We start from the raw sequence: 15,142 nt of genomic DNA, 5'->3' as shown, positions 1-15,142 counted from the left end.
GGAGCGGGGTGCGTAGTGTCGTACTCATGAGTACGACAGGTGCGACCGCCGACCCGCTCGCCGCCCTGGGCGCGCTGCCCGGGGTGGCCGAGTCCGTGGAGTCCGTGCGCAAGGCCGTGGACCGGGTCTACGGGCACCGGATCATGCGGCGCCGCAGCAACGCCGTCACCTCGGAGGCCGCGCTGCGTGCCGCCCGGGGCAGCGCCGCGCTGTCCGGCGCCGACTGGGCGCTGGAGGAGGTGCGGCGGCGCTCCGACTTCGGTGCGGACGACGAGGCGCGCGTGGTGGGCGCGGCACTGCGGCTGACCGCGGAGGCGGGCCAACTGCTCTCCGTTTGGCGGCAGTCGCCGCTGCGGGTGCTGGCGCGGCTGCACCTGGTGGCGGCCGCGACGGCGGACGACGAGGTCGGCCGGCCGCGCCGGGCCGGCGAGGGCGTCGAGGAGCCGCTGGTGGAACTGCCGCTGCCCGATGCCGACGAGGTCTCGGGGCGCCTGGACGGGCTTGCCGAGCTGATCGTCGCGGGGGGCGAGGCGCCCGCGCTGGTGACGGCCGCCGTGGTGCACGGCGAACTGCTCGCGCTGCGGCCCTTCACCTCGTGCAACGGGCTGGTCGCGCGCGCGGCCGAGCGGATCGTGCTGATCGGCAGTGGCCTCGACCCCAAGGCGATCTGCCCCGCCGAGGTCGGCCACGCCGAACTGGGCCGCGTCGCCTACCTGGCGGCCCTGGACGGCTACGTCTCCGGAACCCCGGAAGGGATGGCGGCCTGGATCGCGCACTGCGGGCGCGCGGTGGAACTGGGCGTGCGCGAGTCGACGGCGGTGTGCGAGGCGCTGCAGCGCGGGGCCGCGTAGGCCCCGTCCGGGGAGGCGCGGGTCTCAGGGATCTCGGAAAAGGGTTGCGGCGGTACGAGTTCTCGTACCGCCGCTGGCATGTCCACCGGGTTACCAAGCGTCCTCGATATGTCGCCCATCAGGTCGGGTGCTTTGCCCGTCACCTGGTGCGGCTGGCCCGTAATCGACGGGTCGACGTCGCGTGGGTGCCCAGTGTTCATGCTCGGTCCGTGGGGCCGGATGCGTTTTAAAGGTGATCCTCTCGGATGTCCTTTGGTCTCGCGGGCCGCTAACCCTTTTGTACTGCAAGCCCGGAGCGAGCGGAAGTCCTGCCTGCAGTTCTTTACTTTTGGGTCCAAAGGCGCCCCAAAGGGGCGGAAGCGGGTCGACCGGTGAACGGGAGTGCCGGTGGCCGGTTCAGGCGACCGTGCTCCGGCGCCGGCTGGCGTACCAGACCAGGCCCGCGGTGGCGGCCGCCGCTCCTATGGCCGCCGCGGCGACCAGGGCGGGACGCGGGGGCGCGGAGATCCGCTGCTTGAGCCGTACCGGCCGGTGGAAGTCCAGGATCGGCCAGCCGCGGGCGAGGGCCTCGCGGCGCAGCGCGCGGTCCGGGTTCACGGCATGGGGATGACCGACGGCCTGGAGCATCGGCACGTCGGTCGCCGAGTCGCTGTAGGCGTAGCAGCGCTCGAGGTCGTACCCCTCGGAGGAGGCCAACTCCCGGATGGCGTCGGCCTTGGTCGGGCCGTACGCGTAGTACTCCACCTCGCCGGTGTAGCAGCCGTCGTCCCCGACGACCATGCGGGTGGCCACCACCCGGTCGGCGCCCAGGAGTTCGCCGATCGGCTCGACCACCTCGGCGCCCGAGGTGGAGACGATCACTACGTCCCGGCCGGCCCGGTGGTGCTCCTCGATGAGGGAGGCGGCCTCGTCGTAGATGATCGGGTCGATCAGGTCGTGCAGGGTCTCGGCGACGATCTCCTTGACCTGCTGGACGTTCCAGCCGCGGACGAGGCCGGACAGGTACGCCCGCGTGCGCTCCATCTGGTCGTGGTCCATACCGCCGACCAGGAACACGAACTGGGAGTACGCGGTGCGCAGCGCCGCCCTGCGGTTGATCAGGCCGCCTTGGTAGAACGACTTGCTGAAGGTGAGTGTGCTCGACTTCGCAATGACCGTCTTGTCCAGGTCAAAGAAGGCCGCTGTGCGGGGCAACGAGTGGTTTTCCACGACCCCGAGCATAGGCGCCCACCATTCGGCGTAAGGTGGGGCGTGTGGGTTTGCCTGAGAAGGCTCTCGGGTACACCATGGAAGTCACGGATCGTTCGCGACCGTGCTAACCCGGTCCGGCTCCTCCCCCCCCGAGTCGGCCGTGGAGACGACCCCCACTCTCCCCCCCGGTGGGGGTCGTCGCATGTCCGGGTGGGTTTTCCTCCTCTCTCGCGGGCCCTGAGGCCTTCGTCGGGCGGCTCCGGCCGCCCTTCTCGCATGTCCATGATTCATCACGCTCGGTAGCCGAAGCGCTGCGCTGTGGAAGCCGCGCAGACCCCCGGGACGGACCTCACCGGTATGGGCGACAGCGATATTCACAACCATCGAGTTGTCCACAGTTTCGGACCAAGATCCACACGATTTCCGGGTTCGCTGCACCGTGATTCCAGCGCGCTCCGGCGGCGGCGAGTTCATGGCCGGTTCCGTTTGTCGGGCGCCAATGGCCGGTTTCTGCCGGCCGTGCATATGGAGGCCGATCGCCGGTTCTCCGCACGTTTGGGAATCGCGTGGCCGCGGGGGCCATGCGGGAGAACGCAGCCAAGGGGGAAGCCCACGTGGCCAAAACCGTCACCCACGACCCGCCGTCCGCCGCCTCGGGACGGCCCGGACGCCCGATGATCGTCACCGAGGACGCCGAACTCCTCGACGACCTGCTGCGCCTGTGCGCGGCGGCCGGCGCCAAACCGGAGGTCCACCACCGCCCGCCGGAACACGGCGGCGGCTGGGAGTCCGCCCCGCTGGTCCTGGTCGGCGACGACGCCGCCCGGCGGGTGCGCGGGGCCGCGCGCCGGCGCGGGGTCGTCCTGGTCGGCCTCGACCAGGACGACCCCGATGTGTGGAAACGGGCCGTGGAGATCGGCGCGGACCACGTCCTGATGCTGCCCGACGGCGAGCAGTGGCTCGTGGACCGGATCGCCGACGTCGTCGAGGGCGTGGGCCGCCCGGCCCTCACCGTCGGTGTCATCGGCGGCCGGGGCGGGGCCGGTGCCTCCACGCTGGCCTGCGCGCTCGCCGTCACCTCCGCGCGGGAGGGACTGCGCACCCTGTTGGTGGACGCGGATCCGCTGGGCGGCGGAATCGACGTACTCCTCGGCGGCGAGACGGCCGAGGGCCTGCGCTGGCCCGCCTTCGCCGCCTCACGCGGCCGGCTCGGCAGCGGTGCCCTGGAGGAGTCGCTGCCCGAACTGCACTCGCTGCGGATCCTCAGCTGGGACCGCGGCGACTGCGTGGCGATCCCGCCGCCCGCCGTCCGCGCGGTGCTCGCGGCAGCCCGGCGGCGCGGCGGCACGGTCGTCGTCGACCTGCCGCGCCGCCTGGACGACGAGGTCGCCGAGGTCCTCACCCAGCTCGACCTCGCCGTCCTGGTGGTCCCCGCCGAACTCCGCGCGATCGCGGCGGCCGCACGGGTGGCGGCCACCGTCGGCATGGTCGTGCGCGATCTCAGGGTGGCGGTACGGGGGCCGTACGCGCCGGGGCTGGACGACCGCGAGGTGGCCCGCCTGCTCGGCCTGCCGCTGGCCGGCGAGGTACCCGACGAACCCGGCCTGTCCCGGCCGAACCGGAAACCGCCGGGCTCCGCGGCACGCGGCCCGCTGGGCCGCTTCTGCAAGGGCTTCTGGGAGCGCACGCTGGTCGAGGCCGGTGGTGTCGCATGAGGTCCGACGCCGCGGTGGATGACGGTCCGGCCCTGCTCGACGGGGTACGGCGCTGGCTCGCCGAGCGCGGCGCCGAACCGACACCCGCGCGGGTGGCACAGGCGCTGCGCGCCCAGGGGCGGGTCCTCGGTGACGCCGAAGTCCTCGGCGCGGCCGAGCGGTTGCGCTCCGAACTGGTCGGCAGCGGCCCCCTGGAACCCCTGCTCGCCGACCCCGCGGTCACCGACGTCCTGGTGACCGCCCCGGACCGGGTCTGGGTGGACCGCGGCGGCGGCCTGGAACTCACCCCGGTCGCCTTCCCGGACGCGGCGGCGGTACGACGCCTCGCGCAGCGGCTGGCCGCGGTGGCCGGCCGGCGCCTGGACGACGCGCGTCCCTGGGCGGACGCCCGGCTGCCCGACGGCACCCGCCTGCACGCGGTCCTGCCCCCGGTGGCCGTGGGCTGCACCTGCCTGTCGCTGCGGGTGGTCCGGTCCCGGGCGTTCACACTCGACGAACTGGCCGCGGCCGGGACCGTGCCGCCCGGCGGCGACCGGATCCTGCGGGCGCTCATCGCGGCCCGGCTCTCCTTCCTCGTCAGCGGCGGCACGGGCACCGGGAAGACGACCCTGCTGAGCGCCTTGCTCGGCCTGGTCGGACCGGGGGAGCGGATCGTGCTCGCCGAGGACTCGGCGGAGCTCAGGCCCGAACACCCGCATGTCGTACGGCTGGAGACCAGACCCGCCAACCAGGAGGGGGCCGGCCTGGTCACCCTGGAGGACCTGGTCCGGCAGGCCCTGCGGATGCGGCCCGACCGGCTCGTCGTCGGCGAGGTCCGCGGGCCCGAGGTGGTCCACCTGCTGGCCGCGCTCAACACCGGCCACGAGGGCGGCTGCGGCACCGTGCACGCCAACGCGGCCGCGGACGTACCGGCCCGCCTGGAGGCCCTCGGCACGGCGGCCGGGCTCGACCGGGCCGCCCTGCACAGCCAGCTGGCGGCCGCGCTGTCGGTGGTGCTGCACCTCGTAAGGGACCACGCGGGCCGGCGCCGGATCGCCGAGGTGCACGTTCTGGAGCGGGACCCCTCCGGGCTGGTGCGGACGGTACCGGCGCTGCGCTGGGACGCGGAGGCGTTCGCACGGGAGCGGGGGTGGGAGCGGCTGCGAGGGCTGCTCGGCGGTGATGAGGGCGCGCTGTGAGCTGTGAGCTCGAAGCGACGGCATGAGGGCTGGCGGGCTCGAAGCGACGGCATGAGGGCCTGTGAGCTCGAAGCGGCCGGCTGATGCCGGCCTGAAGTGACGCCAGTGATCCACGACGTGAAAGGGATGTGTCTGATGGGTGAGACGACGGCCGGTGCGGCCCTGGTGTGCGGTGGGGTCATGGCCTGGCTCCTGGCCGAGCGGCAGCGCGAGGTACGCCGGACGCGGCTGCTGCTCGCCGGCGGTGGGGTGGTGGCCACCGGGCCGCCCTCCTGGGAGCGGGCGCTCGCGGAACTGCGGCGGCTGCACGGCCGTTGGCGGAGTGAGTGGTGGGCCCTGGCCGCCGGTGTCGCGCTCGCGCTCCTCGCCGCCTCGGTCCTTCCGGTCCTCGCGGGAGCCGCCGGGGTGCCGGTGCTGCGCCGGGTACGGCTGGCCCGGCAGGCTCGGCGGACCCGGCAGACGCGCGCCGACGCGGTGATCGCGCTGTGCGGGGCGCTCGCCGGCGAGGTACGCGCGGGACGGCAGCCGGGTGAGGCCCTGCTGCGGGCCGCGCGGGACTCCGGTGGCCTCGGCGAGGCCCGCCCGACGGTGGTCGCGGCGGCCCGCTTCGGCGGGGACGTGCCGGGTGCTCTGGCGGTGGCGGCGCGGCAGCCCGGCGCCGACGGCCTGCTGGGGCTCGCGGCCTGCTGGCGGGTGGCCGTCGACCAGGGCGCCGGTCTCGCGGCCGGCCTCGACCGCCTGGACGCCGCCCTGCGCGCGGAACGGGACCAACGTGCCGATCTGCGAGCCCAGTTGTCGGGCGCCCGGGCCACCGCGGTGCTGCTCGCCGCCCTGCCCGCCCTCGGCCTGCTGCTCGGCTCGGCCATGGGCGCCGACCCGCTGCGGGTGCTGCTGCACACCGGCGCCGGCCTGGGCTGCCTGGCCGCCGGCGCGGTGTTCGAAGGCGCCGGGATGTGGTGGGCGACCCGGATCGTGCGGGGAGCTGAGGCGGCGTGAGCGCGGAGGCTGTCCACAGGCTGGGGGTGACGGTCGCGGTGCTGGCGGCCCTGGGCTGGTCGGCATGGTGGCTGGAGGGGGCCAGGCGCAGGCGCTGGACCCGGCGCAAGGTCGCCGGACTGCTTGGTCCGCAAAGGCCGGAGCGGGCACAGAGCCGCTCCGACGTCAGCGGTGCCGTCCGCAGGTGGCTGCCGGTCGTCGGTGCGGTGTGCGGCGGCTGGGCGCTGGTCGGCGGGGTACCCGGGGCGCTGCTGGGACTGGGGATCGCGGTGGGGCTGTGGCGGTGGCGAAGCCGGACCGGTGACGCAGGCCGGGCGGCCGAGGCGGAGGCGGCCGAGGCCGCTCGCCAACTCCCGCTCGCCGCCGACCTCCTGGCGGCCTGTATCGCCGCCGGGGCCGGTCCGGTGGTCGCCGCCCAGGCCGTCGGAGAGGCCCTCGGCGGACCCGTCGGGGAAGGGCTGGCGCGGGGCGCGGCGGAGGTGCGGCTGGGCGGTGAGCCGGCGGCTGCCTGGCGGCGGCTGGCCGCTCTGCCGGGTGCCGCCGCCCTGGCCCGGCTGCTGGAGCGCGCCGGTGAGTCCGGGCTGCCGGCGGCCGCACCCGTCGCCCGGCTCGCCTCGGACGCCCGCGCCGAATGGGCAAGAAACGCGACCGGGCGGGCGCGACGGGCGGCCGTGCTGATCTCGGCGCCGGTGGGGCTGTGCTTTCTGCCCGCGTTCATCGCGGTGGGCGTGCTCCCCGTGGTGATCGGACTCGCGGGCGGGGTGCTGCGAGGGGGTGGTGGGTGAAGGGCGAGACAACGGAGCCGCCGTCCGGAACTGACGTCAAGGTCAGGCGAGTTTGCGCGATTCGAGGAAGTTCACGCGAGTTCAAGGGAGTCGAGATGTACCAGAAAATGAGGATGCTGTTGCGCCGGGACGCGGGGATGGTCACGTCCGAGTACGCGATGGGGATCATCGCCGCCGTCGGGTTCGCGGCGGTCCTCTACGCGGTCGTGACGAGCGGGCAGGTCAGCGCGGAGCTCCAGGACATCGTGAAACGAGCCCTCAGTGCGCGGATGTGAGCGGGGGCGCGGGGCGGACCGGGGGTTCGTGACCGCGGAGGCGGCCGTGGTGCTGCCGGTGCTGGTGGCGTTCACGATGGCGCTGGTGTGGGGGCTGCTCGTGGTGGCCGCCCAGATCCGGTGCGTGGACGCCGCCCGCACCGGGGCGCGGGCCGCGGCGCGGCAGGACGCCGAGGACGCGGTGATCGCGGTGACGAAGGAGGCGGCGCCGGCCGGGGCGACGGTGACGGTCGGCCGGGAGGGGGACGAGGTACGGGTGACGGTGGTGGCGAGGCCGCCGGTGCTGGGTGTGCTGCCGTTCGAGGTGCGGGAGTCGGCGGTCGCGTTGCTGGAGGCGTCGTGAGGGGGCGGCGGGGTCTGGTTGCGCAGCTGCGGGCCGGTGGGGGCCGGCCGCGCCCACGCGGCGGAGCCGCAAAGGTCACAGCCCCGCGCCCCTTCAGGGCGCTGTCCAGCCGGTGGGCTGCGGATCGAGGGTCGGCCACCGTCTGGACCGTCGGGGCGATCGGCGTCCTCTGCGTGGTGTTCGGTGTCGTGCTCGGCCTCGGTCAGGCCGTCGTGGTCCGGCACCGCGCGGCCGGAGGCGCCGACATGGCCGCGCTCGCGGCGGCGGATCACTGGGCCGAGGGGACGGCGGCGGCCTGCGCCAAGGCCGACCGCGTGGCCCGGGCACAGGGGGCACGACTTACACGGTGCGTGCTCGTGGGGGACGTGTCGGATGTGTCGGCGGCGTCGGGAGCGGGGCCGTTCGCGGCCGAGGTCAGGGCCAGAGCGGGCCCCGGCTGCAACGCCGGAGCGGGCCCCGGCTGCGACGCGCCGCAAAGGGGCGCGAGGCTGGGACATCTGCGGCTCCGCCGCGTGGGCGCGACCGGCCCCCAGGCAGCGGTACGCACGCAAGCACCTGTTCCGGCTACTCCGGCGCCCCCCGCAGCAGCGCCGTGAGGAGTCGCACCGCCCCCCGCTTGTGCAACGGCTCGTTTCCGTTGCCGCACTTGGGGGACTGGATGCAGGACGGGCACCCGGCGTCGCACTCGCACGCGGCGATCGCCTCCCGGGTGGCCGTCAGCCAGGTGCGGGCCGTGTGGAAGGCGCGTTCCGCGAAGCCGGCGCCGCCGGGGTGGCCGTCGTAGACGAAGACCGTGGGCAGGAGCGTGTCGGGGTGCAGCGGGATCGACACGCCGCCGATGTCCCAGCGGTCGCAGGTCGCGAAGAGCGGGAGCAGGCCGATGGAGGCGTGTTCGGCGGCGTGCAGGGCGCCGCCGAGGATCTCCGGGTTGATCCGGGCCTCGTCGAGCTGGTCCTCGGTGACGGTCCACCACACCGCGCGGGTGCGCAGCGTACGGGGAGGGAGGTCGAGTTTCGTCTCGCCCAGGACCTCGCCGGTGATGAGCCGGCGGCGCAGGAAGGAGACCACCTGGTTGGTGACCTCGACGGAGCCGTAGCAGAGGCGGCCGTCGCCCCAGGGGACCTCGGTGTCCGTCTCCAGGACGGAGATGGCCGTGGTGTCGCGGGCGACCGTGGAGTACGGCGGCTCGGCCTGTTCGACGAGGGCCACCGAGTCCTCCAGGTCGAGGGACCGCACGAGGTAGGTGCGGCCCTGGTGGAGGTGGACCGCGCCCTCGTGGACCGTGGAGTGGGCGGCGCTCGCGTCCACCGTGCCGAGCAGGCGCCCCGTGCCCGCCTCGACGACCTGCACCGGGCGGCCGCCTTCGCCCCGGATGTCCGTCAGGTCGGCGGCCCGCTCCCGGCGGGTCCAGTGCCAGGCCCTGGTCCGGCGGCGCAGCAGCTTCGCGGCCTCCAGCTGCGGCAGCAGCTCCTTGCAGGCGGGGCCGAAGAGGCCCAGGTCGTCGTCGGTGAGGGGGAGCTCGGCCGCGGCGGCGCACAGGTGCGGGGCGAGGACGTACGGGTTGTCGGGGTCGAGGACGGTGGATTCCACCGGCTGGTCGAACAGCGCCTCGGGATGGTGGACGAGGAAGGTGTCCAGCGGGTCGTCGCGGGCGACCAGGACGGCGAGGGCGCCCTGCCCGGCGCGGCCCGCCCGGCCCGCCTGCTGCCACACAGAGGCCCTCGTACCCGGATACCCGGCGATCAGTACGGCGTCCAGCCCGGAGACGTCCACACCCAGCTCCAGGGCCGTCGTGGCGGCAAGTCCGAGGAGTTCCCCGGAGTGCAGCGCGCGTTCCAGGGCGCGCCGCTCCTCGGGGAGGTAGCCGCCGCGATAGGCCGCGACACGCCGGGCCAGGGAACGGTCCACCTCGGCCAGCCGTTCCTGGGTGATGACGGAGATCAGCTCCGCGCCGCGTCTGGAGCGCACGAAGGCGACCGAGCGCACGCCCTGCACGGCGAGGTCGGTGAGCAGGTCGGCGGTCTCGGCGGTGGCGGTACGGCGGACGGGGGCGCCCTTCTCGCCGTGCAGCTCGGTCAGCGGCGGCTCCCACAGGGCGAAGACCAGCTCGCCGCGCGGGGAGGCGTCGTCGGCGATCTCCACGACCGGCAGGCCGGTGAGGCGACCGGCGGCCACGGCGGGCTCGGCGGCGGTGGCCGAGGCCAGCAGGAAGACCGGGGAGGCACCGTAGCGGGCGCACAGGCGGCGCAGCCGGCGCAGCACCTGGGCGACGTGCGAGCCGAAGACGCCCCGGTAGGTGTGGCACTCGTCGACGACGACGTACTTCAGCGACTTCAGGAAGGAGGACCAGCGGGCGTGCCCGGGCAGGATGCCGCGGTGCAGCATGTCCGGGTTGGTGAGCACGTAGTTCGCGTACTGGCGGATCCACTCCCGTTCCTCGTACGGGGTGTCGCCGTCGTACACGGCCGGCCGCACGGCCGGGCCCAGCGGTTGTGAAAGTTCCTTCACGGAACGGCACTGGTCCGCTGCCAGCGCCTTGGTGGGCGCCAGGTAGAGGGCGGTGGCGCCGCGGCCGTTGGCGGCCTCGGATCCGTCCAGGAGGGTGGACAGCACCGGTACGAGATAGGCCAGGGACTTGCCGGAGGCGGTGCCGGTGGCGACCACCACCGAGTCGCCGTCCAGGGCGTGCTCGGCGGCCAGGGCCTGGTGTTCCCAGGGGTGCTCGATGCCGCACGCCCGCACGGCCGCGACGACCTCCGAACGAATCCGGTCAGGCCAGACGGCATGCCGGCCCGCACGCGGGGGCAAGTGCTCCGTATGAGTGATGCGCGAAGCCCGGCTCGGCCCGGAGGCGAGCCGGTCCAGGACCGTGCCCGGAGAGAACCCGGACGCGGCCGGAACCGGCGGTCGATCGGATCGGTGATTTATGGCCATCGGGACCGAGTGTGTCACTGGCATGACGGACAATGGGGCCAAGGCGTCGTGCACGCCTGCCGGTAAGTGATTGAATGCCATCGCGGCTGGCGAACCGTCCCGGGGGCCGCAAGACGAGTCCCGAGGGGCGACCGCTCGATAGCAAGGTGCTGGAGGATCCGTGGACCTGTCCCTGTCGACCCGTACAGTCGGCGATCGTACGGTCGTCGAGGTCGGTGGCGAAATCGACGTATATACCGCGCCCAAGCTGCGCGAGCAGCTGGTCGAGCTGGTGAACGACGGGAATTTCCACCTCGTCGTCGACATGGAGGGCGTGGACTTCCTCGACTCCACCGGGCTCGGCGTACTGGTCGGCGGCCTGAAGCGGGTGCGTGCCCATGAGGGTTCGCTGCGCCTGGTGTGCAACCAGGAGCGCATTCTGAAGATCTTCCGTATCACCGGCCTCACCAAGGTGTTCCCGATCCACACCTCGGTCGAGGAAGCGGTGGCGGCCACCGACTGACCCCGGGCCGGCCGACGTACTCCGGACCTCCATCGGTCCGTGACGTCCGGCCGGCCGGCCCTCGGCACGGGCTCGTACGCGTCGTACGGGCGCTCGTGCCGCCCCCGCCCGTTCGGGCCCGCGTGCCCGTGCCGGCAGCCGTTCACGGGCCGCACCGCCCGTGGCGGACGCAATTCATCGGGGGCCCGGGTTCTTCGGCGGCCCGGCCCCCATCGCACGCCCGTAGTTCCGAGGGGGACGTATGGCCACCGTTGAACTCCGCTTCAGCGCGCTGCCCGAGCACGTCCGCACCGCCCGACTGGTGGCGGCGGCGGTGGCTCGCAGGGCCGGAGTGGACGAGGCCGTCCTGGACGAGGTCCGGCTGGCCGTCGGCGAGGCCTGTTCCCGTGCCGTGGGTCTGCACCGGACCGCCGGCATCGCCGAGCCGGTGCGGGTGGCGCTGATCGAAGAGGAGAAACAGTTCTCCATCGAGGTCGGCGACGAGGCACCCCGTTCCGTTCCCGGTGACCGGGCGTCCGCAGGCGCGGCGGACACCGACGTGGAGGCCGAGGAGGACGAGATGGGCCTCGCGGTCATCAGCGGCCTCGTCGACGACGTGGAGGTCACCGCCGGGGAGCACGGCGGGCTGATCCGCATGACCTGGCCGACGACCCCGCCCGGGGTCGCGCTCACCTAGCGTCATCCCGACTCTGTGCCGAAGGGCCCTACCGAGTAGGGCCCTTCGGCATGTGCGCGTCGCCCACCGCCGGTCCTACAGTGATCTCGTCCGAATGGATTTAGTGAATTCCTTCACGATCAAACGGGTGATAATTTGATCAAGTAAACGCCGTCGTCAATGCTTTTAGGGCATTACCGCTTTCGGGTTCGTCGGCGTGACCTCGATCATTTGCTGAAGAGGCACGAGAAGGCCAATTCCGTTTACCGTCCCCTGTTTAGATCACTCGCGGGTACCTAGAATCCGTCCACATCTTGAGCTCAGCCCAAGCGTCAAGGAGGACGAATGGCGGGGCTTTCTACCCCTCATCAGTTTGGCCACCCCACAACCATCGCGGCCGCAGTCCTGACCGACGACAACCGGGTCCTGGTGGCGGTCATCGCCGCCGTGGCGCTGGCCGCGCTCGTGGTCGCGTGGATCCTGGTGCGCCAGGTGCTCGCGGCGGGCGAGGGCACCGACAGCATGAAGAAGATCGCGGCGGCGGTCCAGGAAGGCGCGAACGCCTATCTGGCCCGGCAGCTGCGCACCCTCGGCGTATTCGCCGTCGTGGTGTTCTTCCTGCTCATGCTGCTGCCCGCGGACGACTGGAATCAGCGCGCCGGACGGTCGATCTTCTTCCTGATCGGCGCGGCGTTCTCGGCGGCCACCGGCTATATCGGCATGTGGCTCGCCGTACGCAGCAATGTGCGCGTCGCCGCGGCGGCCCGCGAGGCCACTCCGGCGGAAGGCGAACCGGAAAAGGATCTCACCGCCGTCTCGCACAAAGCCATGAAGATCGCTTTCCGCACGGGCGGCGTCGTCGGCATGTTCACGGTGGGGCTCGGCCTGCTCGGCGCCTCCTGCGTGGTGCTGGTCTACGCGGCCGACGCGCCGAAGGTGCTCGAAGGCTTCGGCCTCGGTGCCGCCCTGATCGCCATGTTCATGCGTGTCGGCGGCGGCATCTTCACCAAGGCCGCCGACGTCGGCGCCGACCTGGTCGGCAAGGTCGAACAGGGCATTCCGGAGGACGACCCGCGCAATGCCGCGACCATCGCCGACAACGTGGGCGACAACGTCGGCGACTGCGCGGGCATGGCGGCCGACCTCTTCGAGTCGTACGCCGTGACCCTGGTCGCCGCGCTGATCCTCGGCAAGGCTGCCTTCGGCAACTCCGGACTGGCCTTCCCGCTCCTGGTGCCGGCCATCGGCGTGCTCACCGCGATGATCGGCATCTTCGCGGTCGCCCCGCGCCGCAGCGACCGCAGCGGCATGAGCGCCATCAACCGCGGGTTCTTCATCTCCGCGATGATCTCGCTGGTGCTGGTCGCGGTCGCGGTCTTCGTCTACCTGCCGGGGAAGTACTCCGACCTCAACGGCGTCACGGACGCGGCCATCAGGGCCAAGGACGGCGATCCGCGGATCCTCGCGCTCGTCGCGGTCGCCATCGGCATCCTGCTCGCGGCCGTCATCCAGCAACTGACCGGCTACTTCACCGAGACCAACCGGCGTCCGGTCATGGACATCGGCAAGTCCTCGCTCACCGGCCCGGCCACCGTCGTCCTCGCCGGTATCTCGGTCGGCCTCGAATCGGCCGTCTACACCGCCCTGCTGATCGGCCTCGGCGTCTACGGCGCGTTCCTGCTGGGCGGTACGTCGATCATGCTCGCACTGTTCGCGGTGGCGCTGGCCGGCACCGGCCTGCTCACCACGGTCGGCGTCATCGTCGCCATGGACACCTTCGGGCCGGTCTCCGACAACGCCCAGGGCATCGCCGAGATGTCCGGCGACGTCGAGGGCGCGGGCGCGCAGGTGCTCACCAACCTGGACGCCGTCGGCAACACCACCAAGGCCATCACCAAGGGCATCGCCATCGCCACCGCCGTCCTCGCGGCGTCGGCGCTCTTCGGGTCGTACCGGGACGCGATCACCACGAACGTGCAGGACGTGGGCGCGAAACTGACCGGCGCGGGCGCGCCGTTGACCCTGTCCATGGACATCTCGCAGCCGAACAACCTCGTCGGCCTCATCGCCGGCGCGGCGGTCGTCTTCCTCTTCTCCGGGCTCGCCATCAACGCCGTGTCGCGTTCGGCGGGTTCGGTGGTCTTCGAGGTGCGGCGGCAGTTCCGCGAGCACCCCGGGATCATGGACTACACGGAGACGCCCGAGTACGGCAAGGTCGTCGACATCTGCACCAAGGACGCCCTGCGGGAGCTGGCCACGCCGGGACTGCTCGCCGTGATGGCGCCCATCTTCATCGGGTTCACGCTCGGTGTCGGCGCCCTCGGCTCCTACCTCGCGGGCGCGATCGGCGCGGGCACCCTGATGGCCGTCTTCCTGGCCAACTCCGGTGGTGCCTGGGACAACGCCAAGAAACTCGTCGAGGACGGTCACTACGGCGGCAAGGGCAGCGAGGCCCACGCGGCCACGGTCATCGGCGACACGGTCGGCGACCCCTTCAAGGACACCGCGGGCCCCGCGATCAACCCGCTGCTCAAGGTCATGAACCTGGTCTCCCTGCTCATCGCGCCCGCGGTGATCAAGTTCTCCTACGGGCAGGACAAGAGCATCGGCATCCGGATCCTGATCGCGGTCTTCGCGCTGATCGTGATCGTCGGCGCGGTGTACGTCTCCAAGCGGCGCGGAATCGCCGTCGGCGACGACGAGGACAGTGCCGAACACGTGGCCAAGTCGGCGGATCCCGCGGTGGTTCCGTAGGCGGTCTTACGGCACCCACCGGGGCCCTTGCGAGGGGAACCGGTCAACGAGCGGGCGGATGGCGTGTGCTGACACGCCGTCCGCCCGTTTCGCGTGCCCGGGCAGCCCGCCTCCGTACGGCGCGCGCTCGCCGCGTTCCGTGCGCCGGAGTGCGTCCGGGGCCAGGATGTGCGCGTCGTCTCGTCGTGAGCCTTCTCTCCCTGGTGCAAATTTCCCTAAAAGCATACTTAGTGGGTGCTCTCCATGGGGGTGCTGTCCGTCCGCCGTGTAGATTCCGGGGGCCGAGAGCCATGGAAGGGACCGATCCGGTGAACAAGAAGCTCGCGGCCGCACTGTCCAGCGGTGCGGTACTGGTGGTGGCGCTGTCCGGGTGCAGCAGCAACAAGGGCACCGACCCGAAGCTGATCGCCTGGGCCAAGACCGTGTGCGACGCGGTCCCGGCGCAGGACGCGAAGATCAAGGCGGCGAACGAGGCGATCTCCACGGCGGTCTCGGACACCACGAGCTCGCCCGCGACCATCCAGAAGACCGATTCCAAGGCCTTCCAGGACATGTCCGACGCCTACAAGGCGCTCGCCTCCGCCATCAGCGGCGCCGGCGCGCCCCCCGGGGTCGACGAGGGCGCCAAGCGCCAGCAGAACGTCGTCACGACCCTCAACAGCCTCTCCGCGTCGTACGCCGACCTGAAGAAGAAGGTCGACGCGCTCGACACCAAGGACCAGGCCAAGTTCGCCTCCGGTCTGCAGGACATCGCCTCCCAGACGACGCAGCTGGAGACGCAGAGCAAGAGCGGTACCGCGGCGCTGAACGCCCTGGAGCAGGGCGAGGTCAAGGACGCGATCGCCGAACAGGCCAGCTGCAAGAAGGTCTCCGCGTCTACGTCCTCGGCGGCGTCGTCTCCGGCGTCGGCGCCGGCATCGTCTGCGACGGCGTCTCCGAAGTCCTCGACCGCGGGCTGAGGTC

At 72.5% G+C, this 15,142-nt stretch carries 14 protein-coding genes; 12 read left to right on the top strand and 2 right to left on the bottom strand.

Annotated features, from left to right (window positions below; all coding sequences use genetic code 11):
* Positions 1 to 26 precede the first annotated feature (26 nt).
* Positions 27 to 851, top strand: a complete 825-nt coding sequence (locus AB0P24_RS09680) for an oxidoreductase (protein ID WP_365791959.1) — start codon at positions 27 to 29, stop codon at positions 849 to 851.
* Positions 852 to 1,247: 396 nt separating this feature from the next.
* Here the strand turns inward: AB0P24_RS09680 and AB0P24_RS09675 are convergent, their stop codons facing one another.
* Entirely contained in the window at positions 1,248 to 2,072 is an 825-nt protein-coding gene (locus tag AB0P24_RS09675) for an HAD family hydrolase (RefSeq protein WP_365791957.1), read from the bottom strand.
* A gap of 584 nt (positions 2,073 to 2,656) precedes the next feature.
* Here AB0P24_RS09675 and ssd point away from each other — a divergent pair.
* The 7 genes from ssd (at position 2,657) to AB0P24_RS09640 (ending at position 7,930) form a co-directional block, all read left to right on the top strand.
* Entirely contained in the window at positions 2,657 to 3,757 is a 1,101-nt protein-coding gene (gene ssd, locus AB0P24_RS09670; RefSeq protein WP_365791955.1) for a septum site-determining protein Ssd, read from the top strand.
* The gene (locus tag AB0P24_RS09665) at positions 3,754 to 4,935 is read left to right on the top strand and encodes a TadA family conjugal transfer-associated ATPase (protein ID WP_365791953.1); all 1,182 of its coding nucleotides are present in this window, start codon (positions 3,754 to 3,756) and stop codon (positions 4,933 to 4,935) included. The genes ssd and AB0P24_RS09665 overlap by 4 nt, the downstream gene beginning before the upstream one ends.
* Before the next feature lie 126 nt (positions 4,936 to 5,061).
* Positions 5,062 to 5,931 carry a type II secretion system F family protein gene (locus tag AB0P24_RS09660; RefSeq protein ID WP_365792097.1) on the top strand — a complete coding sequence of 290 codons (870 nt, stop codon included), beginning with the start codon at positions 5,062 to 5,064 and terminating at the stop codon, positions 5,929 to 5,931.
* Positions 5,928 to 6,716 carry a type II secretion system F family protein gene (locus tag AB0P24_RS09655; RefSeq protein WP_365791951.1) on the top strand — a complete coding sequence of 263 codons (789 nt, stop codon included), beginning with the start codon at positions 5,928 to 5,930 and terminating at the stop codon, positions 6,714 to 6,716. Before AB0P24_RS09660 ends, AB0P24_RS09655 begins: the two co-directional genes overlap by 4 nt.
* Before the next feature lie 95 nt (positions 6,717 to 6,811).
* Positions 6,812 to 6,991 carry a DUF4244 domain-containing protein gene (locus tag AB0P24_RS09650; RefSeq protein ID WP_234540082.1) on the top strand — a complete coding sequence of 60 codons (180 nt, stop codon included), beginning with the start codon at positions 6,812 to 6,814 and terminating at the stop codon, positions 6,989 to 6,991.
* 28 nt (positions 6,992 to 7,019) lie between these two features.
* Positions 7,020 to 7,334, top strand: coding sequence for a TadE family type IV pilus minor pilin (locus AB0P24_RS09645; protein ID WP_365791948.1), 315 nt, complete (start codon positions 7,020 to 7,022; stop codon positions 7,332 to 7,334).
* A gap of 101 nt (positions 7,335 to 7,435) precedes the next feature.
* Positions 7,436 to 7,930, top strand: a complete 495-nt coding sequence (locus AB0P24_RS09640) for an Rv3654c family TadE-like protein (RefSeq protein ID WP_365792095.1) — start codon at positions 7,436 to 7,438, stop codon at positions 7,928 to 7,930.
* On the opposite strand, the gene AB0P24_RS09635 is transcribed toward AB0P24_RS09640, so the two are convergent.
* Complete coding sequence (locus AB0P24_RS09635; protein WP_365791946.1) at positions 7,899 to 10,349, bottom strand: DEAD/DEAH box helicase; 2,451 nt, start codon at positions 10,347 to 10,349, stop codon at positions 7,899 to 7,901. The two genes, AB0P24_RS09640 and AB0P24_RS09635, sit on opposite strands and share 32 nt — an antisense overlap.
* A gap of 79 nt (positions 10,350 to 10,428) precedes the next feature.
* On the opposite strand from AB0P24_RS09635, the gene bldG reads away from it, so the two are divergent.
* The 4 genes from bldG (at position 10,429) to AB0P24_RS09615 (ending at position 15,138) form a co-directional block, all read left to right on the top strand.
* Entirely contained in the window at positions 10,429 to 10,770 is a 342-nt protein-coding gene (bldG, locus tag AB0P24_RS09630; RefSeq protein ID WP_010986038.1) for an anti-sigma factor antagonist BldG, read from the top strand.
* A 241-nt stretch (positions 10,771 to 11,011) separates the two neighbouring features.
* Positions 11,012 to 11,446, top strand: a complete 435-nt coding sequence (locus tag AB0P24_RS09625) for an ATP-binding protein (protein WP_365791944.1) — start codon at positions 11,012 to 11,014, stop codon at positions 11,444 to 11,446.
* A 324-nt stretch (positions 11,447 to 11,770) separates the two neighbouring features.
* Positions 11,771 to 14,179, top strand: a complete 2,409-nt coding sequence (locus AB0P24_RS09620) for a sodium-translocating pyrophosphatase (protein WP_365791942.1) — start codon at positions 11,771 to 11,773, stop codon at positions 14,177 to 14,179.
* A 308-nt stretch (positions 14,180 to 14,487) separates the two neighbouring features.
* On the top strand, positions 14,488 to 15,138 hold the full coding sequence (locus AB0P24_RS09615) for a small secreted protein (RefSeq protein WP_365791940.1): 651 nt from the start codon (positions 14,488 to 14,490) through the stop codon (positions 15,136 to 15,138).
* The last annotated feature ends 4 nt before the right edge of the window (positions 15,139 to 15,142 follow it).

Source organism: Streptomyces sp. NPDC086519 (assembly GCF_040686075.1).
GTDB classification, from domain to species: Bacteria; Actinomycetota; Actinomycetes; order Streptomycetales; family Streptomycetaceae; genus Streptomyces; species Streptomyces shenzhenensis.
This window is presented reverse-complemented; position numbering and strand designations above follow the sequence as displayed.

What these genes read in the sequence shown, in the direction of transcription:
- AB0P24_RS09665 (WP_365791953.1), top strand. Translation starts at nt 3,754, where the DNA reads ATGAGGTCCGACGCCGCGGTGGATGACGGTCCGGCCCTGCTCGACGGG.
- AB0P24_RS09635 (WP_365791946.1), bottom strand. Translation starts at nt 10,349, where the DNA reads ATGGCATTCAATCACTTACCGGCAGGCGTGCACGACGCCTTGGCCCCA.
- AB0P24_RS09620 (WP_365791942.1), top strand. Translation starts at nt 11,771, where the DNA reads ATGGCGGGGCTTTCTACCCCTCATCAGTTTGGCCACCCCACAACCATC.
- AB0P24_RS09650 (WP_234540082.1), top strand. Translation starts at nt 6,812, where the DNA reads ATGTACCAGAAAATGAGGATGCTGTTGCGCCGGGACGCGGGGATGGTC.
- AB0P24_RS09680 (WP_365791959.1), top strand. Translation starts at nt 27, where the DNA reads ATGAGTACGACAGGTGCGACCGCCGACCCGCTCGCCGCCCTGGGCGCG.
- AB0P24_RS09675 (WP_365791957.1), bottom strand. Translation starts at nt 2,072, where the DNA reads ATGCTCGGGGTCGTGGAAAACCACTCGTTGCCCCGCACAGCGGCCTTC.
- AB0P24_RS09660 (WP_365792097.1), top strand. Translation starts at nt 5,062, where the DNA reads ATGTGTCTGATGGGTGAGACGACGGCCGGTGCGGCCCTGGTGTGCGGT.
- AB0P24_RS09625 (WP_365791944.1), top strand. Translation starts at nt 11,012, where the DNA reads ATGGCCACCGTTGAACTCCGCTTCAGCGCGCTGCCCGAGCACGTCCGC.